20 protein-coding genes are annotated in these 21073 nt (G+C 64.1%); 1 reads left to right on the top strand and 19 read right to left on the bottom strand.

Annotated features, from left to right (window positions below; genetic code table 11):
• Positions 1–46: 46 nt before the first annotated feature.
• The 11 genes from LB568_RS24715 to LB568_RS24665 all read right to left on the bottom strand — a co-directional run bounded on the left by LB568_RS24715 (position 47) and on the right by LB568_RS24665 (position 11833).
• The gene (locus LB568_RS24715; protein WP_224731504.1) at positions 47–1222 is read right to left on the bottom strand and encodes an aldose 1-epimerase family protein; all 1176 of its coding nucleotides are present in this window, start codon (positions 1220–1222) and stop codon (positions 47–49) included.
• A gap of 10 nt (positions 1223–1232) precedes the next feature.
• Complete coding sequence (locus LB568_RS24710; RefSeq protein WP_167313598.1) at positions 1233–2015, bottom strand: ATP-binding cassette domain-containing protein; 783 nt, start codon at positions 2013–2015, stop codon at positions 1233–1235.
• The gene (locus LB568_RS24705) at positions 2012–3016 is read right to left on the bottom strand and encodes an ABC transporter permease (RefSeq protein WP_224731503.1); all 1005 of its coding nucleotides are present in this window, start codon (positions 3014–3016) and stop codon (positions 2012–2014) included. The genes LB568_RS24710 and LB568_RS24705 overlap by 4 nt, the downstream gene beginning before the upstream one ends.
• Before the next feature lie 59 nt (positions 3017–3075).
• The gene (locus LB568_RS24700; RefSeq protein WP_224731502.1) at positions 3076–4020 is read right to left on the bottom strand and encodes a substrate-binding domain-containing protein; all 945 of its coding nucleotides are present in this window, start codon (positions 4018–4020) and stop codon (positions 3076–3078) included.
• Positions 4021–4076: 56 nt separating this feature from the next.
• The gene (locus tag LB568_RS24695) at positions 4077–4991 is read right to left on the bottom strand and encodes a sugar phosphate isomerase/epimerase family protein (protein WP_224731501.1); all 915 of its coding nucleotides are present in this window, start codon (positions 4989–4991) and stop codon (positions 4077–4079) included.
• 55 nt (positions 4992–5046) lie between these two features.
• Entirely contained in the window at positions 5047–6132 is a 1086-nt protein-coding gene (locus LB568_RS24690; RefSeq protein ID WP_224731500.1) for a Gfo/Idh/MocA family protein, read from the bottom strand.
• Positions 6133–6167: 35 nt separating this feature from the next.
• Positions 6168–7229 (bottom strand): ABC transporter ATP-binding protein, encoded by a 1062-nt coding sequence (locus tag LB568_RS24685; RefSeq protein WP_224731499.1) that lies wholly within the window; start codon positions 7227–7229, stop codon positions 6168–6170.
• A 3-nt stretch (positions 7230–7232) separates the two neighbouring features.
• Positions 7233–8324 (bottom strand): ABC transporter ATP-binding protein, encoded by a 1092-nt coding sequence (locus LB568_RS24680; RefSeq protein WP_224731498.1) that lies wholly within the window; start codon positions 8322–8324, stop codon positions 7233–7235.
• Positions 8321–9280 carry a carbohydrate ABC transporter permease gene (locus LB568_RS24675; RefSeq protein WP_224731497.1) on the bottom strand — a complete coding sequence of 320 codons (960 nt, stop codon included), beginning with the start codon at positions 9278–9280 and terminating at the stop codon, positions 8321–8323. Before LB568_RS24675 ends, LB568_RS24680 begins: the two co-directional genes overlap by 4 nt.
• On the bottom strand, positions 9277–10137 hold the full coding sequence (locus LB568_RS24670; RefSeq protein WP_023779805.1) for a carbohydrate ABC transporter permease: 861 nt from the start codon (positions 10135–10137) through the stop codon (positions 9277–9279). The genes LB568_RS24675 and LB568_RS24670 overlap by 4 nt, the downstream gene beginning before the upstream one ends.
• Positions 10138–10219: 82 nt before the next feature.
• Positions 10220–11833: an extracellular solute-binding protein gene (locus LB568_RS24665; RefSeq protein ID WP_224731496.1), complete on the bottom strand. Its 1614-nt coding sequence runs from the start codon at positions 11831–11833 to the stop codon at positions 10220–10222.
• Positions 11834–12190: 357 nt separating this feature from the next.
• Here LB568_RS24665 and LB568_RS24660 point away from each other — a divergent pair, with 357 nt between their 5' ends.
• A complete protein-coding gene (locus LB568_RS24660) occupies positions 12191–13219 on the top strand; it encodes a LacI family DNA-binding transcriptional regulator (RefSeq protein ID WP_224731495.1) in 1029 nt (342 codons plus the stop codon).
• On the opposite strand, the gene LB568_RS24655 is transcribed toward LB568_RS24660, so the two are convergent.
• From LB568_RS24655 to LB568_RS24620, 8 genes are all read right to left on the bottom strand, one after another.
• Positions 13194–13667, bottom strand: a complete 474-nt coding sequence (locus LB568_RS24655) for an aconitase X swivel domain-containing protein (RefSeq protein WP_224731494.1) — start codon at positions 13665–13667, stop codon at positions 13194–13196. The genes LB568_RS24660 and LB568_RS24655 overlap by 26 nt on opposite strands.
• Entirely contained in the window at positions 13664–14914 is a 1251-nt protein-coding gene (locus LB568_RS24650) for an aconitase X (protein WP_224731493.1), read from the bottom strand. Before LB568_RS24650 ends, LB568_RS24655 begins: the two co-directional genes overlap by 4 nt.
• 237 nt (positions 14915–15151) lie before the next feature.
• Complete coding sequence (locus LB568_RS24645; RefSeq protein WP_224731492.1) at positions 15152–16216, bottom strand: ABC transporter ATP-binding protein; 1065 nt, start codon at positions 16214–16216, stop codon at positions 15152–15154.
• The gene (locus LB568_RS24640) at positions 16216–17004 is read right to left on the bottom strand and encodes an ABC transporter permease (protein ID WP_224731522.1); all 789 of its coding nucleotides are present in this window, start codon (positions 17002–17004) and stop codon (positions 16216–16218) included. Before LB568_RS24640 ends, LB568_RS24645 begins: the two co-directional genes overlap by 1 nt.
• Positions 17005–17006: 2 nt before the next feature.
• Positions 17007–17870 (bottom strand): ABC transporter permease, encoded by an 864-nt coding sequence (locus tag LB568_RS24635; protein ID WP_224731521.1) that lies wholly within the window; start codon positions 17868–17870, stop codon positions 17007–17009.
• Positions 17871–17938: 68 nt separating this feature from the next.
• The gene (locus LB568_RS24630; RefSeq protein ID WP_013894525.1) at positions 17939–19000 is read right to left on the bottom strand and encodes an ABC transporter substrate-binding protein; all 1062 of its coding nucleotides are present in this window, start codon (positions 18998–19000) and stop codon (positions 17939–17941) included.
• 48 nt (positions 19001–19048) lie between these two features.
• Complete coding sequence (locus LB568_RS24625) at positions 19049–20026, bottom strand: PfkB family carbohydrate kinase (RefSeq protein ID WP_224731490.1); 978 nt, start codon at positions 20024–20026, stop codon at positions 19049–19051.
• Positions 20023–21072 carry an ADP-ribosylglycohydrolase family protein gene (locus LB568_RS24620; protein ID WP_224731489.1) on the bottom strand — a complete coding sequence of 350 codons (1050 nt, stop codon included), beginning with the start codon at positions 21070–21072 and terminating at the stop codon, positions 20023–20025. The genes LB568_RS24625 and LB568_RS24620 overlap by 4 nt, the downstream gene beginning before the upstream one ends.
• Position 21073 lies beyond the last annotated feature (1 nt).

The raw sequence follows: 21073 nt of genomic DNA, 5'->3' as shown, positions 1-21073 counted from the left end.
ACCGGCCTCCGCTTTCCGGCCCGCCAGCCGGAGCATTCCTGTCGCATCATGCCCTCAATCTCGCAAAATTTCCCGACGGTTGCGGATAATCCTGCCGCGGCTGCCTGGCGATAGAGGTAATCCTGCTTTCGGCCGCGGCAATCTCGCCGGCACCATCGAGGACGCGAAACACCGCATCGTAGCCCCGGCTTTCGCCATGCTCCAGCCAGATCATCTCGCCGCGTTCGCGCGCGGCGAGATCGCCGAGCACATGATGGGTCGAAGGCTCTATACCCAGCGCATACTGCCCGGCCTGGAAATTCTGCCATTGATAGGCGCAAGGCAATTGGTCCTTGCGCGTCACCACTTCGAAGCCGAGACCGAGCCGGTCGTTCACCACCGCCACCGGCACCTCCCCATTGGCGTCAGCCGTCATCTCATGCTGCCAGACCTGTTCGCTGAAACCGAGCTGCGGCGGCGGCACCGTGCGGTAGCCGACCTTCTGCGCTTCGTAATGCTCGCCGGCATGGCCGGCCCAGACAATTTCGCGGATCGGCGCCAGATAGCGCGACCCTTCGTCGAGCAAGGGATGGCTGACATTGACGTGGTAGAAATACATATGCGGCGTGCGGTTGAAGCCGTGATTGACGACACGGTCGGACAGCCGGATCTCGTTGCCGCCGACATCGGCCTCGATGCGCCGGATCAGATGCAGATCCTCGCCGAACACCGCCGATTGCTGGACGACACCTTCGGCCCACAGCACGCAGCGGTCGCCATCCCAGCGCTCGCCATAGCCGGTCAGCCGCGCCGGGATCGTGCCGACACGGCCATGCAGCGAATGGACCGCGGTCGTCTTGCCGGGGTAGTTGTAAGTGTCGACAGGTACTTCTTCCCGGCCCAGTATGTGGTCGAGCCCGCAGGTGACGAGCAGGCCGGAAAAGGAGCGCGCCCAGGCGAGCCCTCTCTCCCCCTCATACTCGTGCAAGCCCGGATGGCGAAAACCGCTCGGCGAATGCCAGCCGATCGCCTGGCCCCTATAGTCGCAGTCGGCGATGTCGAGCGCACGATCGACCAGCGCGGTGAAGCGCAGGCCCGAACCGGTACGGAACTCAAGCATGCGGATGCCGCGCTCCACCCCATCGCCAAGCGTCATCAGCCGCACCCCGGCGAATTGCGATAGCATGCCGGACCGCTCGGCGACTTGCCTTCGCGACAGCGTCTTGCCGTAAAGCTCTACCATGCGACGTCCTTCACTTTGCCCTCGCCTCCTTGAGCAAGGCCGACATGTCGGCGCCGGTGATGATGCTTTCCACGGTCAAGAGGTCGGTGTCGGCGACCGTCTGTTCGGCGACGATCTCGCCACGCCGCATGACGATAATGCGATCGGCGACCTGGAACACGTGGTGGATGTTGTGGGTGATGAGCAGCACCGAATGGCCGGCGTCGCGCACCTCCTTGACGAAGCGCAGCACGCCATGGGTTTCCTCGACACCGAGATTGTTGGTCGGCTCGTCCAAGATGATCACCTTGGCGGCGAACTGCATGGCGCGCGAAATGGCGATCGACTGGCGTTCGCCGCCCGACAGCGTCGAGACCAGCGCATCGGCGTCCAGTTTCTTCGAGATGCCGACGCGCTTGAGCAGTTCGGAGGCGGCCTTGCGCAACTTGGCAAGATCGAGCGGCGCGAACACGCCGAGCCAGCCGAAACTGACCGGCTCGCGGCCGAGGAAAAGGTTGCGCGCGATGCTGAGATCCGGCGCCAGCGAGGTATCCTGGTGGATGGTCTCGATGCCCAAGTCCATCGCATCGCGGGTCGAGCGGATCGAGACCTTCTCGCCGCGCACGAAGATGTCGCCACGGTCGACGGGGAACACGCCCGAGATCGCCTTGATCAGCGTCGACTTGCCGGCGCCATTGTCGCCGAGCAGCGCCACCACCTCGCCCTCCCTCAGCGTCAGCGAGGCATTCTTCAGCGCGCGCACGCTGCCGAAGGATTTTTGCAGATTCTGCAGCCGAAGCACTTCCATCGTCAGCCCCTTGCGGCGTTCTTCTGCAGCAGAGCGTGCAGGATAAGCATGGCGAGGATGATGAGGCCGACGAAAATATTGTAGGCAAGCCCCGGTACGCCGATCAGCACGATGCCGTTGCGGATGGCGCGCAGCATCAGCGCGCCGACGATGGTGCCCAGGATTGTGCCGCGCCCGCCGGTCAGCGCCGTGCCGCCGACCACCACCATGGCGATCACTTCCAGCTCGTAGCCGGTGCCGGCAACCGGCGAGGCGGCGGAGATGCGGAAGGCGCTGATCATGCCGGCAAGCCCGGCCAGCACCGAGGTCGCGATGAACAGCCAGATCTTGACGGCGTCCGCCGGCACACCGCGCGCCACCGCCGCGTTGCGGTTCGAACCGATGGCGCTGATCCAGTTGCCGAGCTTGGCGTAGCGCAGGATGTAGATGGCAAACAGCGACAGGCCGATGAACCACCACAGCGAGGTGTAGAAGCGGAACGAGCCGATGTTGAAGCTGCCGGCGAGCAGCGTCACGAAGAAGCCGGGCTGGTCCCAGGATTTCAGCGGAAATCCCTGCGTGATGTAGAGCGCTGCCCCGCGCACGACGAGCAGCATCGACAGCGTGACCAGGAAGGACGAGATGCCGATCTTGGTGACGATCAGCCCGTTGATCGCGCCGATCGCGATGCACAGGAGAAGCCCGGCCAGAAGGGCGACGCCGATATCAACCCCGCCGTTCTGCACCAAAAGCATGACCACGACCGGTGCCAGCCCGAACACCGCGCCGACGGAAAGGTCGAACTCGCCTGCCGTCAGGAGCAGCGTCATGCCGAGCGCGATGATGCCGAGCTCAGGCAGGAATGCCATCATGTTGGAGATGTTGAGAGGCGACAGGAAATTGGCGTCTGCGATGGCGAACGCCACCAGCAGGACGACGAGGATGACGAAGGAGGAGAATTGCGGCGAGCGCAGCAGGCTCGATCTGCCCTTCGCTCCCGGCGCGTCATCTTCTGCGGCGATTGTCATGACTGCTTGGACCATGCTTTGGAAAACGCCCGCCGCTTTTTCCGGCGGGCGCCGGTTTCTCACTTCTTGTCGTAGAGCTTCAGGATCGGGTCGACGCTGGAGGCGTCGTAGAGACCGAAGGTGTGGATGTCGTAGCCGATCGGCTCACCCGCGGCGGCGAGCCCGAGCAGCGCCACCGGCATGAAGCCCTGCGCCGACGGGTACTGCCAGGCGGCGGCGTTGACGAAGCCGTCCTTGACCGCCTGCGCCGTCTCCTTGGAATTGCCCCAGCCGACGACCGGGATCTTGCCGGCCGGCACACCCGCGCCGTCGAACACCCGCTTAACGCTGGCCGCCACGGAATCGCCGAGCGCGATGATCGCCGGCGGATTGTTGGCCACCATGTAGTCGGTCATCTTGGCGATGATGCCGGCCGGATCGGTGCCGCAATCGACCACATCGTATTTGATCCCCAGTGGATCGAACACGCTGGCGATGCCCTCGGTTTCAAGCTGCTGGTAGCTGGCGCCGGGCACTTCCACCGGCAAGAACACCTTGTCGCCTTGCTTTACCATCTTGTGGTCGACGAGATACTTGGCCCAGATCGCGCCGGCTTCCTTGAGGTCGGCCCCGACATAGGCCTGACGCCCCGTCGCCGGATCGTCGGTGTTGAAGAACACGATCGGGATGCCGGCCGCCTTGGCGGCCTTGACTTCCTCTGTCCACAGGCCCGGCTGCGCCGAGGTCGTGGCGATGCCGTCAGGCTTGGCGGCGAGCGCCGAGTTGAAGGCCTCCTTCTGCGCCGCCATGTCGCCGCCGCTGAAGGAGATCTTGCAGGTCACCTTGAGCTGGTCGCAGGCCTTGGTCGCGCCGGCGTTCCAGTCGATCCAGAACGCGTCAGACGGGCCGCCATGCGACAGGAGATAGAAGGTCTTCTGGCCATCTTGCGCCTGCGCTGCCGATCCGAACGCGACGCCGGCAAGCACTGTCGCGGCGGCCGCCAATTTCAATGCAAATTTCAACATTCTTTCCTCCCTTGTTTGGAACCGCGCCGCCGCGAATCGGCAGCGCGGAGTGATCATCAGAGGCCGTTGGCGCGGAACTTCCCGTCGAGGAATGTCTTGGCGCGCGGCACGTCGTCTTCGGACAGATGCTCGATGATCACCGGGATGTTCGGGTGCTTTTCCGCCAGCCGCTTGAGATAGAGATCGTAGTTGAGCGAGCCGAGGCCCGGCGCCGGCAGTTCGATTTCGCCGACGCCGCGGAACGTATGGCTTTCCATCGCATCGGCGTCGCCGATATCGGCGTGCTTCTCCGACTTGTCATCGCCAGAACGCTTGACGTCCTTGGCGTGCGCAATCCTGATCTTGTCGGTCAGCGTGTCGAACACCTGGTTCAGGATCTGGTCCATCCGGTCGATGTTGTGCGTCTCGAAATAGTTGGTCGGGTCCATCAGCAGTCCAAGGCCGGGATGGTCGACCTGCGCGAACATCCGCACCGTTTCCTCGACAGAGCCGACGACGTTGTTGACATAGGTTTCAAGCAGGAAGACCGCGCCGTGGTCATAGGCTGTCTGCGCGAGGTCCGCGATCACCTTGCGGCATTCCTCGAAACCTTCCTCGGTCTTGTTCTTGGGGTGATGCACCCAATCGGATTCGGTGTTGTAGGTCCCGGTCTCCGAGATCACGTAAGGCGAGCCGAAATGGCGGGCATTGCGGATGATCTCCTTGAGGTAGCCGACGCGCCTGTCGCGCTCGGCCTTGTCCGGATGGATGATGTTGGTGTAGCCCGACACGCAGCAGACAGGCAGATTGTGGTCGCGGAACACGTCGCGCACCTTCTTCGCCTTGTCCTTGGTGATCTGGCCTGCCGACAGGTCGACATCCCTGAAATGCAGGTCGAGCTGCACCGTGTTGAAACCGAGCCCGCGGATCTTCTTCGCCGTCTCTTCGAGACCGTACGGGAAATAGCCCGTGAAAATACCTGCCTGCATCATGACGTGAATTCCTCCCTGTAAGCGATTCAGTTGTCTGGTGTTTCAGTTGCGGTGATCAGGTAGCGATCTCGGACAGCTTGACCGTGCGGCCCTCGTCGATCGAGCGGTAGCCCGCTTCGACCAGCGCCATGGTCTTGACGTTGTCGGCGACCGACAGCGCCGGTGGCGTGCCTGTCTTCACCGCGTGCTGCAGCTGCTCCATCACGCCGATGAAGGCATGCGGGAACCACATCGTGTCCCAGCTTGGGCTCACCCATTCGCCGCCGGTGGTCTCGGTCGAGGCGTAGGTCAAGGTCGAGGCAGCGCCCGTCGGCCAGCCGATCGTGCCCTTGGCGACGCCCTTGGTGCCGTCGACGCGCCAGTTGATATGCTGGTCGTCCTTGTAGCCTTCCTGGCGCGGGCCGGACCAGACATCCTCCAGCGACACGGCGAGCACCCCGGACGGGAAGCGCAGTGTCGACACGGTGATGCCGTCGGAGTGATCGAACTTCGTGCGCGGATCCTTGCGCGTCAGCGTGGTGATTTCCTCGGGATCGCCGAACAGGAAGCGCAGCACGTCGAGATGATGCACGCTCATATTGGCGAGCGTCAGCCGGTCGTAATCCTCGAGGAATGTCTGCCAGTGCGGGATGGCATGCATGTCGATCTGCGCGAACACGATGTCGCCGAGCGCGCCGCTGTCCATGATCTGCTTCAGCACGCGCATCGACTGGTCGTAGCGCATGTTCTGGTTGACCGAGAGGATCTTGCCGGCCTTCGCCGCCTCGTCGCGCAGCTTGACGGCTTCCTCGACCGAAAGCGCCAACGGCTTCTGCGCCAGGATCGCCTTGATGTGCTTCTGCTTCAGCGCATGGCGGATCAGCGCCGGCTGCTGGTCCGGCGGAAAGGCAAGGTCGATGATCTCGACATCAGTGTCCTCGATCAGCTGTTCCGGTGTATCGTGGACGATCGGGATGCCCCAGCGTGTCGCCACCTTCTCGGCGCTTGCCTTGGTGCGCGAAGCGATCGCCACCACAGGAAACCCGGCCTCCTTGTAGGCAGCCAGATGGCACTCGGCCATGATCATGCCGGCGCCGACGCAGCCGATCCTGTATTCTTTCGTGCGGACCTTCACGTCCGGCTCGAAACCCTTGCCTGTCATGTCTTCCTCCCGAAACTCTGTCCTCGCGGCCGCAATCATCTCGCCAACGCGCCTCCGCTCTGCCCGAAATAATGCACCCGGGCCGGCTCGCAGGATATCGCCACCACCGCATCGGGCCTGATGTCGGGTTGACCGCGCAAGAGTGCCTTCAGCCGCGCCTGCCCGGCGGCGAGCGTCACCACGGTATAGCCGCCGAGCGGCTCGACCTCGAACACCCGCGCCGGGTGGCCCGGCCCTCCATCGCCCCACGGTCTAACCTTGATGTCTTCCGGTCTCAGCCCAATCTCGACGGCATCAACGGGGGCAGCCTTGTCGGCAATCCGGATCGTGCCTTCAGCCGCCTCGACGCCGCCCTCGCCGCGCGTCGATTTCAGGATGTTCATGACAGGCGAACCGAGCAACCGCGCCACATAGGTGCTGGCCGGGCGGTCGTAGATCTCGGCCGGCGCACCGATCTGCCTGATCGTGCCAGTGTCCAGTATGGCGATGCGGTCGGCGATCGACATCGCCTCTTCCTGGTCGTGGGTGACATAGATCAGCGTCTTGCCGAGCTCGCGCTGGATGCGCTTCAGCTCGACCCGCGTTTCCTCGCGCAGCCTGGCATCGAGCGCCGAGATCGGGTCGTCCATCAGATAGGCATTGGGGTCGCGCACCAGCGCCCGCGCGATCGCCACGCGCTGCCGCTCGCCGCCCGAAAGCTGCGCCGGCGGCTTGTGCAGGATGTGACCGATATGCAGCTTGGCGGCGACATCGGCGACGCGCTTTTCGATCTGGGTCTCGGCGACCCGGCGCTCGACCAGCGGGAAACGCACATTGTCCAGCGCGCTCATATGCGGGAACAGCGCCAGGTTCTGGAACACCATCGCCACATTGCGCTCGGCCGGCGATACCGTATTGACCGGCTTGCCGCCGATCAGGATTTCGCCGGCATCCGGCGTCTCAAGCCCGAGCACCAGGCGCAGGATCGTCGACTTGCCCGACAGCGGCGGCCCGAAGAAGCAGAAGAACTCGTTGTCGTTGACGGTGAACGAGGCGTCGTCGACGGCAAGCGTTGCGCCATAGCGTTTCGTGACATTGCGAAAGATGATGTCGGCCATGGCTCAGCCCATCCTCATCGCAAGGCCGCTGGCGGCGTCGAAGACACGCACCGACGAAGCCGCGGGCGCGACGACAGCCATCTGCCCGATCGACAGCCCGACATCATTGTCGAACACCGCCTTCACGGCGCCCTCGCCTTCGCCGAGATGGACGATGGTGCGCGCACCGATCCGCTCGACGAAGGTGACAGGCATGGCGAGCCCGCGCCCGTCCTGCGCCAACGCCACCTGCTCCGGCCGAAAACCGTAGAGCACGTCGCCGCGCGCGCCGCGCAACGCAGCCGCGAGATCGTCGGGCAAGGGCGGCGTCACACCCAGCGGTCCGAGATCGATGACCAACCCGCGGTCGCTCTCCGCGGGCTTGCCCTTGAGCAGGTTCATGCCCGGCGCGCCGATGAAGCGGGCGACGAAGACATTCGCCGGGTTGTTGTAGACCTCGAGCGGGGTGCCGACCTGCTGCAGCACGCCATGATCCATCACCGCAATGCGGTCGGCCATGGTCATGGCCTCGAGCTGGTCGTGAGTGACGTAGACCATGGTCTGCCTGAACTGGCGCTGTAGCTGCTTCAGCTCGGTGCGCATCACAGCCCGGAAGGCGGCATCGACATTGGACAGCGGCTCGTCGAGCAGGAAGATCGCAGGCTCCATGATGGCCGAGCGGCCGATCGCCACGCGCTGCAATATGTTGACCGAGAGCCGGTCGGCCTTGCGGTCGAGCAGCGGCGCCAGTTGCAGCAGCTTGGCAATGGCGCCGACGCGGCGGTCGATCTCGGCTTTGTCCGCGCCGCGCATCCTCGGGCCATAGGCAAGGTTCTGGCGCACCGTCATGTGGGTGAAGATGGCGTAGTTCTGGAACACGAAGCCGACGCCGCGCCGGCCCATCGGCACGCCGGCCATGTCGCGCTCGCCGAACAGGATCTTGCCGCTGGTCGGTTCTTCCATGCCGGCGATCATGTTCATCGTCGTCGACTTGCCGCAGCCCGAGGGTCCGAGCAGCGCCATGAACTCGCCATCGGATATTTCGAGGTCCATGGTCTTCAGCGCGGTGAAATCGCCGAATGCCTTGGTGAGGTTACGCAGCTGGATCGCGCTCATGCCAGCACCTGCCTTGCCCGCGCCATCCGCTTCATGGCGAACACGGCAACGATGGAGAGCACGATCAGGATGGCGAGTGCGATCGCCGCCACATAACCCCAGATCAGATCCTGCGTGGTGACCTTGTAGATGTAGACCGAGATCGTTTCCGTGGCGACGCCGGGGCCGCCGCCGGTCATGATGTAGAGCGTGTCGAAAATCTTGAAGTTCTCGATCACACGGATCGCCAGCGCGATGATGATGATCGTCTTCATCTTCGGCAGCACAATGGTGACGAAGCGCTGCCACGGATTGGCGCCGAGCAGTGTCGCCGCCTTGATCTGATCCTCCGGCACGCCGACCAGGCCGGCGAGCAGGATGAGGAACATCAGCGGCGTCCACTGCCAGATATCGGCGATCATCACCGCAACCAGCGCCAGCGTCGGGTCCGACAGCCAGGCAATGGTGACGCGTGTACCCGTGATGGTGGACAGGATATCGTTCACCGGGCCACCCGACTGGAACAGCATGAAGAACATGTAGCCGGCCACCGCCGGCACCACCATCATCGGCATCAGCAGGATCGAATAGAAGATGCGCTTGCCCGGAAAATCGTCGGCGAACAGCGTCGCCAATGCTAGACCCAACAGGAATTCGGCCGGCACGCAGACGACCATGACGATTGCCGTGCGCTTCAGCGCGCTCCAGAAGCGGGCATCGGCGGCAAGGTCGGTGTAGTTGGCAAAGCTGTTCCACATCTCCCAGGCGTTCCACCAGCCGATGCCCGAGAGCGGCGACCAGTCGGTGACGCTGATGTAGAGCTGCATCAAGAGCGGAAAGACGGAGATGAACAGGACCAGGATCTGCGCCGGCAGAGTCAGCCGGAATCCCAGCCGCGCGCCCTCGTCCCGCAGGGCCGGCTTCGCACGCGCGGCACCCATTTCGTCCTCCGAAACAGTCACTGTCACCGCGCTCATTGCTTGAGCGCCCCAAAAGTCAGCCCACGCACCAGATGGCGCTGGATGGCGATGCCCATGATGACGGGCGGCACGGCGGCGATGAGGCCAAGCGCTGCCTTGGCGCCATAGAGCTGGCCGGTCATCGAGGATGACAGCGAGGCCATGTAGACGGGGATCGTCACCCATTCGCGCGTCGTCAGAAGCAGCGCGATCAGATAGTCCGACCAGTTGAGGATGAAGACGAACAATGCCGCACTCGCAAGCGGCGCGCGCATCATCGGCAGCGTGATGCGGGTGAAGACACGCAGCCGCGAACAGCCTTCGACCAGGGCGGCCTCCTCGATCTCGCGCGGCATGTCGTCGAAGAAGGTCTTCATCAGCCAGAAGGCGAACGGCAAGGTGACGATGCCGTAGATCAGCGCCAGGCCCCACCAGCTGTCGGTGAAGTTCAGGAACGCCCACATGATCATCACCGGGATCATCACCGCCATCGGCGGAAACAGCCTGAGCTGGATCAGCGCCAGCGGCAGGTTCTGGCCCGAGCCGAAGCGCGACAGTCCGTAAGCCGCCGCCGTGCCCGCCGACATGGCGATCGCGGTGCCGAACACAGCCGACAGCAGCGACGACAGGATCGGCTTCAGCGCGGTGCGGTCGAGCGCCACGATCAGGCTGTTGGTGGACTCACCGAACACGAACTGGAAATTGCTGAGCGTCGGGTTCTTCGGCCACCATGTCAGGTCGGCTCCCGTCGCCGACCATTCGGCGATTGGCTTGAAGGCCATCGACACCATCCACAGGATCGGCACCAGCGTCACCGCCATTGCCGCGAGGATCGCGGCGTAGCGGAATATCTCGAAGGGGACGGAACGCTTCATCTGGCTGCTTCTGCTGGTGGCGTTGACTACGGAGGGGAAGAGCTTTCGCTCCTCCCCTTCGCTCCTGATCCAGGGAGATGGATCAGCTGATGGGATCGAGAACGGTCGGCCATGCCTCCTTGTTGGTCCTGATGGCTTCCAGCAGCTTGTCCTCGCCGATGCGCCGGGCGATCTTCTTCCACTCGGTCTCGGTATCGGCCATCGCCTGCTCTGCGGTCTTGGCCTTGGTCAGCGAGGCCATGAGGTTTTCGTCCAGTGCGTTATGGAAGGCGGTGGCGCCGGGATAGTTGATGGTCGGGACGGTGCGGGCGACCGTCTCGCGCACCACGTCCATGTGGTAGGCATGGTAGGTCTGGCGCACCAGCGGATCGGAGAAATCCGAAAGCCGGAACGGATCGAGATAGCCGCCGGGATTGGCGCTCATCCAGGCGTAGATGCGGGCCGAGCCCAGCCATTGCAGCAGGAGATAGGCGACTTCCTGGTTCTTCGACTGCGAGGAGACCATGCCGGTCAGCGAGAACCACAGCACGGAGCGGCTGATCAGCTTGCCATCGATCTCGCGGCCGGGTGGCAGCATCGTGCCGATCTTGCCGGTGACAGCCGAATCCTTGTTGCCGGCATTGTCGAGGAATTTCGGCAGGTTGGAGAAGGCGCAGGTCATCGCCGCACCGCCCTTGGCGAAATTGCCATACTGCTCCGGCCAGCCCCACGAGATCGCATCCGGCGAGTGATGGGCGAGCGATTCCACATATTCGTTGGTGGCGGCGATGCCGTGCTCGGAATTGATCAGCGGCTTGCCGTCGTCGCCGAACAGGAACTGGTTGGGCGAGGCCATCGAGACATAGCGCTGGTACCAGTTGGTGTAACCCCAGCCCTGGTTGCGCAGGTCGGTCGAGCCGAACAGGCCCTTGTCCGGACGCTGGAAGAAGGCGGCGATATCGCCGTGCTGCTTCCAGGTTTTCGGCGGCGCCAGATCGTAGCCGTATTTGTCCTTGAAGGCTTTCTGCTCGCCGGCGTCGCCGAACAGGTCGGAGCGGTAGACCCAGGTCTGGAAGTCGCCGTCCAGCGACACGCCATAGTTCGAGCCACGGTATTTGTTGAGCAGCGACACGCCTTTGGCGCCGTCGACATAGCCGGTCTTGGGGTCGTCCCATTCGGGCTTGTACTGCGCGACGAAGTCGTCGAGCTTGGCGATGCCGCCGGTCTCGGCGAGATCGCCGAGGCGGTTCCATTCGGTCGAATAGATGTCATAGGCCCCACCCTTGGTGGAGATGTCCTGCATCGTCTTGGTGAATTCCTGGCCGTTCGGCAGGCCGACGATCTCGATCGGAATGCCGGTTTCCTTTTCCCACAGTTCCTTGATCGACGGCGCGCCGGCCGGGAAAGGCTGCGTGAGCTGGCCGATCGAGCCGTCCGACAGGCCGAGCACGATCTTGGCCGGCGCCTTGCCGGCGCCCTTCAGCGCCTTGGCCGCCTCGATAGCGCGGCCTTCCGGCGTGTCGGCGCCATACTGGTAGCGCTCGGCGCCCTCGAAACCGGTCGGGCCGCCGATCATGCCCGGCGCCAGCGCGTCCGCCGCATAGGCACGGCCGGGACGGATGAATTGGGGTGCGATACCTGCCGCGGCTACGAACACCGCCGCCTTTCCTCCGGACGCCAACAATCGGCGTCGCGACATGCGGATCAGATCAGACATTGGAATTCCTCCCTCAGGCCCAATGTTTCCTCCACGAGCCCATGAGGGATATTGACGGCAGGATCGGAAGGCTGTCAACATCATAAATAATCAAAACACCTCACAACATCGCAATGGGGCGAGGAAATGCGTCACACCAAGATCCATACAGCGCTCTCCATGCCTCGATTTGATGGGAAATGTATCTTCCCGCTCCGGTGTCGTCGTGCCGGGCGAGTTGATTTAGCCCGACGGCTTGCGCATCGGCCAAGGCCGGATACATCATTTCCCATCAGAATCGCGGATAGCGAGGAGCCGTTGCCATCAGGCCGGCCGCGGACAATGTGTGATCCTGATGCGTCGAGGAGATGAAAGACGGTGCGTTCCACCCTGACTGACATAGCCCGGGAAGCCGGCGTCTCCGCCGCCACCGTCGACCGCGTGCTCAACAATCGGCCCGGCGTGCGGGCGCGCACCCGCGAGGTCGTGCTCGAAATGGCGCAGCGCCTCGGCTACATCGCCGACAGCCCGAACGGAGCGCCTCCACGGCCTTCGCCCAGCGAGATCATCCGGCTCGACTTCGCGCTGCCGGCCGGCACCAATTCCTTCATCAAGATGCTGCACCGCCACATCGAGTCGCAGGCCCTGGCGCGGCCCGATCTCGACGTCCACATCGCCACCATAGAGGGTTTCAATCCCGATCGGCTCGCCCGTCTGCTGCAGGATCTGCGCGGACAGACGCAAGGCGTCGGCGTCATCGCGCTCGACCATCCGACGGTGCGCGAGGCGATCCGCTCGCTGTCGGCCAACGACGTCAAGGTGGTGACCATCGCCTCCGACATCCTGCATGTGCCCAGGGTCGCCTATATCGGCATCGACAACCGCGCCGCCGGCCGGCTGGCCGGCTATCTGCTCAACCGCTTCATGGGGTCGGAACGTCCCGGCAAGGTGGCGCTGTTCGCCGGCTCGCTCTCCTATCGCGGCCATGAGGAACGCGAGATGGGGTTCCGGCACATATTGACCGAGGAATCGCCCAATCTCGAGATCGTCGAAATGCGCGAAATGCTGGACGACCGCGAAAAGGCCTATTCGGAAGCATCAGCGCTTTTGGAACGGCATCCCGACCTTGCCGCGATCTACAATGTCGGCGCCGGCAACACCGGCATTGCGCGTGCGCTCAAGGAGCGCGGCCACGCGCAATCCATGGTCTTCCTCGGCCATGAGGTGACCGACGGCACCAAGGACCTGCTGCTCGACGGCACGCTCGACGCGGTCATCGACCAAAACCCGCGCGTCGAGGCGCGCGAGGCGCTCAACACCTTGACCCATGCGGTCCGGGGACTGCCCTATGAATTGCACCAGCCGAGGCTGCAAGTGATCTTCAAGGAGAACATCCCGGAGATCTGAGCGGCTGCCCTTCTGTTTGAACCCTGGTGATCGCGCGGCCATCCTTGCCTGAGCCGATCGCGATCCTGTCACCAGTCGCAATGCCGCCAATCTCACACACCACCAACGGCATGCGTATCCCATAGAGAAATTCGGCAACGATGGCGCCGACCGCCAGGATCGGGTCCGGCCGCTCCAGAAGAATGCCGGCCGGCGCCTTGCCCTTGCGGATCGCCTCGGCCAGCACCGAGGAGGAAGATGACGAGCCGCGCCCGCTCGGCATGACCAGGATCTTGCCGGCGACATTCTGGCCGAGCCCCGGATGCGAATGGTCGACGATGTCTCCGGTCTCCGCATCGATCCCGCCCCAGAAACTGAGCGGCTGCGAAAACGCCAGCGCCCGACCTTCGGCCTCGCCGGCCAGCTGAAAGATGCCTGCTCTTTCAAACGCTTCCGCCAGTTGTGTCATGTGCCGCTCCGCACGACATGGCCGACCGCGGCGGAACGGATACAATCCTTCATGTCGGCAAAGGCGACGGTCACGCCGATATTGCCCGGCGCGTAATGCGCCCATTTGCCGGAATTGGTCATCACCACGCCGTCAAGCCGTTCCATGATCGAGGTGACATAGGTGCAGGTGTCGGCAACCGGAACCAGGCCGAACGCCTCCATCCCAGCCAGGGCGCCCTCTTGCTGCAGCCGTGTCAGTGTCGCGCGGCCGGTGTTGACATAGATCGGGATGCCCCTGCCCGGCGCTGCCTCGCGCAGCAGCGGCAACAGGCGCATCCATTCCTCATGGGAGAAATGCGGTGTGCCCAACGAGACCGCCGCGAGCCGCGAGCCATCCGGCACCGTCGATAGCCTGGCCAGCGCACGGTCGACATCGGAACGGCCGATGCGGATCGTCTCCTCCGGCGCCTCGCCATGAAACGCCTCGCCGAACGTTCCGGCTTCCGGCGTGATGCCGACCGCATGGAACAGCGCCACAGCACCCGTCGTTGCCGCCGCAGCACCGAGTGCCTTCAACTGGTCCTCGTCGCGCGGCTGCGGCAGGCCGGCAATCACCGGAATTCGATCGCCGCTGGCTTGTCCGATGATCAGCCCGACGCCGACGAACAGGCTGTCGCTCGGCTCTGGATCAGGAACGTCCAATTCGAACAGGATGCGGCCGCGCCGGTTCTCGCTCAGATGCAGGCCCCAGGCCGGCGCGCGTCCGGTCATGGCGCAGCACAGGTCGATGAAATCGCCATAGCGGTTCGTGCGTGCGCCGATCACCGAATTGGCGAAGACGATGGCGTTGGATTCGCCCCAGGCGATCTGCTGGCCGAATTCAGGCCGGAACCGTGTCTGGTAGGGCGCGCAGGTGAACGTCGCCTGGCAGCCGAGTTCCATATGCGCCTTCATCAGCCGCCGTGCCGGCACCTCCTCCGCTGACGGCATCTTCACCATTCCGGGATGGATGAGGTCGAACGAGCCGACATTGAGCGTCGTCGGCACCTTGACACGCCCGCCGCCCTCGGCGAGCCGTTCGACGAAATCGAGGCCGGCCTTGCCGTGGTAGAGGCATCCATCGATGTGGGCGCTGGTAATGTCGAGCAGGCCGTCCGCCCCGACGGCGTTGGAGAAGGCGACGAGAATCTTCATGGCGGCAGCCGCGGATGGACCTTGCTCGCCATCGAGCATGGATTGGTCGCGCGTGCTCAGTTCCAGGGTCATTGTAGCTCCGGGCTCGCAATCAGAAAGGACGGAGGGACAGCACCCCCCTCTGCCTTGCCAGGCATCTCCCCCGCAAGGGGGGAGATTGGCAGGCCTCACCGCTTTCGCAAATTTTCGACGTTGGAGAAAGGGCAGCGACGCTGAAACCGCCAATCTCCCCCCTTGCGGGGGAGATGTCCGGCAGGACAGAGGGGGGTGCGAAGGAACGCCACAGTCCCAGTTATCGAACCGCGCGGCCTAACCCGCCGCGATCAGCACCGTACTCTCCGGCGACCAGCGCAGCACCACATCCTGCCCTTCCGCCAGCCTGTCCGCGCCGGTGTTCTGCACGATGACCTTCAGCGTCTGGCCGGCCCGCTCGACGAAGTAGGTGCTGTTGTTGCCGGCGAAAATGCGCTTGGAGACCTGGCCCTTCAGGCTATTGGCATCGCCGTCCGAAATGCCTGCATCCGTGGCAATCCGAATGCGCTCGGGCCGAACGGCGCAGCTGGCCTTCGCGCCGGCCGCAAGCGTCGCGCCCACGCCGGCGGCGATCGCCGTGCCGTCCGGCAGCCGGATGCCGTTGCCGGTCGAATCGCCGCGAAAGATGTTGGCGTCGCCGAGGAAGGTTGCTGCGAATTCGCTTTTCGGCCGGTCGTAGATCTCCTCCGGCGGCCCTTCCTGCACCAGCCTGCCGTCGCGCAGTATGCCGATGCGGTCGCTCATCGTCAGCGCTTCTTCCTGATCGTGGGTGACGAAGATGGTGGTGATGCCGATCTCGCGCTGGATGCGCTTCAGTTCGATCTGCATGTCGACGCGCAGCGCCTTGTCGAGCGCGCCGAGCGGCTCGTCGAGCAAAAGCACGCGCGGCTTGGTGACGATGGCCCGCGCCAGCGCCACGCGTTGGCGTTGGCCGCCGGAGAGCTGATGCGACCGGCGGCCGCCGAGCTTGCCCAATTGCACGAGATCGAGCGCGCGCTGCACTTCCGTCGCGATCACCGCCTTGGCCTCGCCGCGCACCGATAGGCCGAAGGCGACATTGTCGGCGACGTTCATATTGGGAAACAGCGCGTAGTTCTGGAACACCATGCCGATGCGGCGCTTTTCGACCGGCACCCGTTCGACACTCTCGCCACCAATGGCGATGCGGCCGGAGTCGGGAAAATCGAAGCCGGCTATCTGGCGCAGCAGCGTGGTCTTGCCGCTGCCCGACGGCCCGAGCAACGCATAGAAACCGCCATCGGCGAAATCGATGGAGACGTCGTCCAGCGCCTTGTGCGCGCCAAAGCTGCGCGAGATGTTCGATACCTGCACGCCGGCCATTATTTCTCTCCGCCGAATTTGAAGAAGCGCGCCGTCAGCAACATCAGCGCCATCGACACCACGATGATGATCGTCGAGACCGCGTTGATCTCGGGCGTAAAACCCTTGCGGATCGCGGCGTAGATTTCGACCGGCAGCGTCGTCTGGCCAGGCGTCGCCAGAAAGTAGGAGACGACGAACTGGTCGAACGACACAGCGAAGGCAAACAGCCCGCCGGCGATGACGCCAGGCATGATCCAGGGCAGCGTGACGCGGTTGGTCACCTGCCACTGGTTGGCGCCGAGCGAACGCGCCGCCTCTTCCAGTTCGGGCGCGAAGGTCTGCAGCCGCGCCGAGACGACGACGATGACATAGGGCAGCGCCAGCGCGACATGGCCAAGCAGGATGGCGAACAGGCCTCGCCCGATGCCGACGCCGAAGAAAAAGATCAGCATCGCTGTTCCCGTGATCAGCCACGGGATGGCGATCGGCGGAAACAGCAGCGCCTGCAGGAACTTCTTGCCCCGGAATTCATAGCGGTAGAGCGCAAGCGACGCGGCCGAGCCAAGCACCACGCTGATGACAGTGGTGATGACGGCGATCTCAAGGCTGTTCCAGGTGGCCGAGATCAGCTGGTCGTTCTGCCACAGCGAGGCATACCACTCGGTCGTCCATTCGAACGGCAACTGGTAGAAGGGCGAGACGTTGAACGACATCAGCGCCATGATGATGATCGGCAAATAGAGGAAGGCGAGCAGCAGCCCGACATAGAGGCGGCCAAGTCCTTCGAGGATGCGGGTGGTCATCATCATCACGCGGCCCTCCGCAACACCGGAGAGGCAACCGCCAGGATGACCAGCACGACGGCCAGCAGGATGAAGGAGAGTGCCGCGCCCAGCGGCCAATTGAACACGGCGACGAACTGGTCCTCGATCACCGTGCCGTAAAAGGTTCCAGTACGGCCGCCCAGAATGCGCGGCTCCATGAACGAGCCGACGACCGGCACGAAGATGAGCGCCGCGCCCGCCACCAGTCCCGGCATCGACAGCGGGATGATCACCCGCTTCAGCACCTGCAGCCGTGAGGCTCCGAGCGAGCGCCCGGCCTCGATCAGCGAATCGTCGATCGCCTGCAGGGTGAGATAGCAGGTCAACACCATGTAGGGCACGTAGGAGTGCACCAGCCCGATGATGATGGCCGGGTAGGAATACATCAGATCGATGTTGATCTTGAACGGCAGCACCGCGTTGAGCGCCGTATCGAGGATGCCGCCCTCGCGCAGCACCATCGCCCAGGAGAAGATGCGCACCAGCCCATTCGACCAGAACGGCAGGATGACGAGCAGGAAGATCGCCTCGCGGCTGCGGCCCTTCAGCACCTTGGCCAGCATATAGGCCGCAGGATAGCCGATCACGATGCACCACAGCGTCACCTCGAGGCCAAGCCGCAGCGAGGCGAGCAGCAGTGTCAGATAAAGGCTCTGCGAGAAGAAGGCGGCATAATTGCCAAGGGTGAAGGCCCACGGCTTTCCCGACAGCGGCAGGTCGATCATGAAGGAGAAGAAGACCATGGCCGAGAGCGGCAGGAAGATCGCCACCGTCAGCCAGAGATAGGCTGGCGCCAGTAGCGGCAGCGCCGATTTCAGCCCGCTGCGCGACGCGGCCGCACCTGCCATCATGCACTCCTCCCCAGGGCTGAAGAACCAGCCGGCGAAGATCGTCGGCCGGCCCTGACGTCTGCTATTTACTTCACGTCGACCTTGAGCTGCTGCCACAGCGCCAGATAGGCTTCGCGCTGTTTGTCGGTGATCGGCGCCTGGAATTGGATGCGCTTGGCGACCTCGGGATCGCCCATCACCTTGCGGTTGAAGGCATCCTCGGGCAGCGCGTCCACCGCCTTGGTGTTGGCCGACACGGGCGCGCCGACCTTGGTGACCCATTCGACATAGAATTTCGGGTCGATCATGTAGTTGATGAAAGCCTCCGCGCCCGCGACATTCTTGGAACCGACCGGAATGGAAAACGCATCGAGCCAGGCGACGGCGCCTTCCTGCGGAATGACCAGCGAGACCGGCAGCTTGAAGTGCGTCTTGGCGCGGTCGGCCGAGCCGCTCCAGTAGGTGCCGATGTCGATCTGGTTGGAGGCGACCATCTGGTTCCAGTCGTTTTCCGAACTCCAGAAAGTCTTGATCTGCGGCATCAGCGAGGTGAGCTTCGTCTTGACCGCGTCCATGTCCTTGATGTCGTTGATGTTCTGGCCGGTGGCGATGGCGCCGAACTGCACCGCCTCGACGGCGTCGTCGCGGATGACGACACGGCCCTTGTGTGCGGGATCCCACATTTCGGCGATGCTGGTCGGCGGCTTGTCGAAGGATTTTTCATTGATGGCGAGCGCCGTCAGGCCCCACACCCACGGCACACCATAGACCTTGCCGTCATGGTCGAGCATTGGCGAACCGGCCTTGTCCTTGCTGATGTCGGCATAGTTCGGCAGCTTCGAGGTGTCGATCGGCTGGATCAGCTTTTCCGCCATCGCCTGGTCGTTGAAAGCGGCGTTGATCATGACCACGTCATAGAGACCGGGATTGGTCCGGATCTTGGTCAGCATTTCCTGTTCGGAATTGAAGAAATCGTTGACGACCTTGTTGCCGGTCGCCTTTTCGAAGGCCTCGACGGCCCACGGCTCGTCAGCGCCATAGCCCTTCCAGTTGAGCACATGCACTTCGGCGGCACTGGCGGCCAGCGTGAGCGCGGTGGTGAAGACGGCGGTCGCCGTCAAGAGAGCAGTCAGTCTTGGCATGCGCATGTTGGTTCCTCTCTTTGGTTTGCCCGCTTCCCGGGCTTGTCAGGCTGTTCAGGCTGTCTGATGGGCCTTCTGGTTCTGGCCCGGCGTGCCGGTCGCGGCGGCCTGGCTCAGGAAAGTCTGGATTTCCGCATCGTTTGGCGCCGACGAGCCGCCATGGCGGGTAACCGAAATGGCGGCCGCCGCATTGGCGTAGCGCGCTGCCTCAAAGCAGTGCACGCCGCGCGCCAGCGCACTGACGAAAGCGCCGATATGGGTGTCGCCGGCGCCGTTGGTGTCGACCGCCGCCACCTTGAAACCTGGAATGGTTTGGGCCGAACCCGTTGCCAACCTGATATGGCAGCCCTTGGCGGCGCTGCGGATGACGACACCATCGGCGTTTGGACAATGATCCGTCAGAAGCCGTGCCGCGAGCGCCTCGACATCGCCTGACCCGGCAATGTCGGCCGCTTCCGTTGTATTGCAGCTCAGCCAGGTGGTGCGGGCGAGCACCCGCAACAGGACGGCACGCGGAATGTCCGCTATGACCGGTGTCGGATCGAAGACGAAAAATATCCCCGCCGGCAACGCCTCGATCCAGTCGGCAAGCGCATCGCGGCTGTTGGGATAGCTCAGCGTATAGCCTGACGTGAACACCCAATCCCCCGGTCCCACCGACACCGGCGTCATCATGTCGAGGCTGAGAATGCTCTCCGCCCCCGGCCACGACACGAACGTGCGTTCGGCGTCGCTCGAGATCATGGCGACGCAATTGCCGCTGTCCATGACCGGCGATGGCGGTGTCAGCGTCTCGATGCCCTCCGTGGCGAAGGCAGCGCGCAGGAAGTCGCCATTCGGCCCGCTGCCGAGCTGCCCGCCGAACACCACCTTCATGCCCGTGCGGCTGGCCGCGACCATCATGTTGAAACCGCCGCCGGCGACCTGCGTGTAGCTCGACGCCGTCTTCTCGGTGCCTGGCGCCGGCAAGGCATCGATGCGGTAGACATGATCGACCACCGCGCTGCCGACATGGACCAGACGCCGGCTCATGCCGCGGCGTCCTTGCCGGAGCCGGTTTTCTGCGCACCGCTCCTGGCCACCCTCGCCGCGACAAGGTCGGCGGCCAGCGCCCGAACGTCCGCCATGTCGATGCCCTTGAGATCAGCGACACGCTGCCGTGGCAATCGCGAGAAGCCGGCACAGGCACCTGCCATACCGGCCGCGATGGCGCCGATCGTGTCGGTATCGCCGCCGAGATTGGCACTGATGACCGCCGCCTGCCAGGGATCACCGCCCGCGACTTCCAGAACAGCGAAGGCTGCCGGAACCGATTCCTGGCTGGCGACGCCGGTGCCGACCAGATCGATGATCATCCGGATCGCATCCCTTTTCGTCTTGCCGCGCACGATATCCTGCGCCCAGACGATGCGAGCTGCGATGTCGCCACCGGTCACCCAATGGCCGAGCGTTGCCCCTCGCCTCGCCGCCGCGACGGCGCTGTCGGATGCGGCGCGCCAGTCGCCACCGGCGATGCCACGGCTGACGGCCGCCGCAACGGCAGCGGCCGAGGCGATGGCGATCGACGTGTTATGCGTTGCGCGGCAGGTTTCGGCTACCTTGGCGACGAACGCGTCCAGCGGTTCCAGCGGCATCATGATGCCGACCGGGGCGATGCGCATGGCCGCGCCATTGGTATCGCCACTGCGCCCCGCCTCTTCCGCCGGCACGCCATTGTTGATGGCGTCGATGGCGCGCTTGGTCGACGGCCCCAAGAGATCGTAGCTGCCGCGTGCCTTGACCTCGCGCTCCCAGTCGAGCAGCGCGTTGACCCAACGCGCATGGTCGAAGCGCTCGCCCGATTCGACGAGGATGCGGCCGAGCAGCAGCGCCTGTTCGGTATCGTCGGTAATGGTTCCGGCCAGAAGTCCCTTCGACACCGGATGGTCGGCGAAAGGCGCGATGAAATCCTCGACATGGCCGTGGAGTTCGGCAATCCGGGCCGGTGACAGAAGCTGCGTCGGCATGCCGAGCGCGTCGCCCAGCGCTCCGCCGACAAACGCGCCCATCGCCCGATCGAGTGTCGTGCTATCCGGCATC

The organism is Mesorhizobium sp. B263B2A, assembly GCF_020165775.1.
In the GTDB taxonomy this organism is placed as follows: Bacteria; Pseudomonadota; Alphaproteobacteria; order Rhizobiales; family Rhizobiaceae; genus Mesorhizobium; species Mesorhizobium opportunistum.
This window is presented reverse-complemented; position numbering and strand designations above follow the sequence as displayed.

Coding starts and splice junctions, on each gene's coding strand:
- LB568_RS24715 (WP_224731504.1), bottom strand. CDS start 1,222: ATGGTAGAGCTTTACGGCAAGACGCTGTCGCGAAGGCAAGTCGCCGAG.
- LB568_RS24705 (WP_224731503.1), bottom strand. CDS start 3,016: ATGACAATCGCCGCAGAAGATGACGCGCCGGGAGCGAAGGGCAGATCG.
- LB568_RS24700 (WP_224731502.1), bottom strand. CDS start 4,020: ATGTTGAAATTTGCATTGAAATTGGCGGCCGCCGCGACAGTGCTTGCC.
- LB568_RS24695 (WP_224731501.1), bottom strand. CDS start 4,991: ATGATGCAGGCAGGTATTTTCACGGGCTATTTCCCGTACGGTCTCGAA.
- LB568_RS24690 (WP_224731500.1), bottom strand. CDS start 6,132: ATGACAGGCAAGGGTTTCGAGCCGGACGTGAAGGTCCGCACGAAAGAA.
- LB568_RS24685 (WP_224731499.1), bottom strand. CDS start 7,229: ATGGCCGACATCATCTTTCGCAATGTCACGAAACGCTATGGCGCAACG.
- LB568_RS24680 (WP_224731498.1), bottom strand. CDS start 8,324: ATGAGCGCGATCCAGCTGCGTAACCTCACCAAGGCATTCGGCGATTTC.
- LB568_RS24675 (WP_224731497.1), bottom strand. CDS start 9,280: ATGAGCGCGGTGACAGTGACTGTTTCGGAGGACGAAATGGGTGCCGCG.
- LB568_RS24670 (WP_023779805.1), bottom strand. CDS start 10,137: ATGAAGCGTTCCGTCCCCTTCGAGATATTCCGCTACGCCGCGATCCTC.
- LB568_RS24665 (WP_224731496.1), bottom strand. CDS start 11,833: ATGTCTGATCTGATCCGCATGTCGCGACGCCGATTGTTGGCGTCCGGA.
- LB568_RS24655 (WP_224731494.1), bottom strand. CDS start 13,667: ATGACACAACTGGCGGAAGCGTTTGAAAGAGCAGGCATCTTTCAGCTG.
- LB568_RS24650 (WP_224731493.1), bottom strand. CDS start 14,914: ATGACCCTGGAACTGAGCACGCGCGACCAATCCATGCTCGATGGCGAG.
- LB568_RS24645 (WP_224731492.1), bottom strand. CDS start 16,216: ATGGCCGGCGTGCAGGTATCGAACATCTCGCGCAGCTTTGGCGCGCAC.
- LB568_RS24640 (WP_224731522.1), bottom strand. CDS start 17,004: ATGATGACCACCCGCATCCTCGAAGGACTTGGCCGCCTCTATGTCGGG.
- LB568_RS24635 (WP_224731521.1), bottom strand. CDS start 17,870: ATGGCAGGTGCGGCCGCGTCGCGCAGCGGGCTGAAATCGGCGCTGCCG.
- LB568_RS24630 (WP_013894525.1), bottom strand. CDS start 19,000: ATGCGCATGCCAAGACTGACTGCTCTCTTGACGGCGACCGCCGTCTTC.
- LB568_RS24625 (WP_224731490.1), bottom strand. CDS start 20,026: ATGAGCCGGCGTCTGGTCCATGTCGGCAGCGCGGTGGTCGATCATGTC.
- LB568_RS24620 (WP_224731489.1), bottom strand. CDS start 21,072: ATGCCGGATAGCACGACACTCGATCGGGCGATGGGCGCGTTTGTCGGC.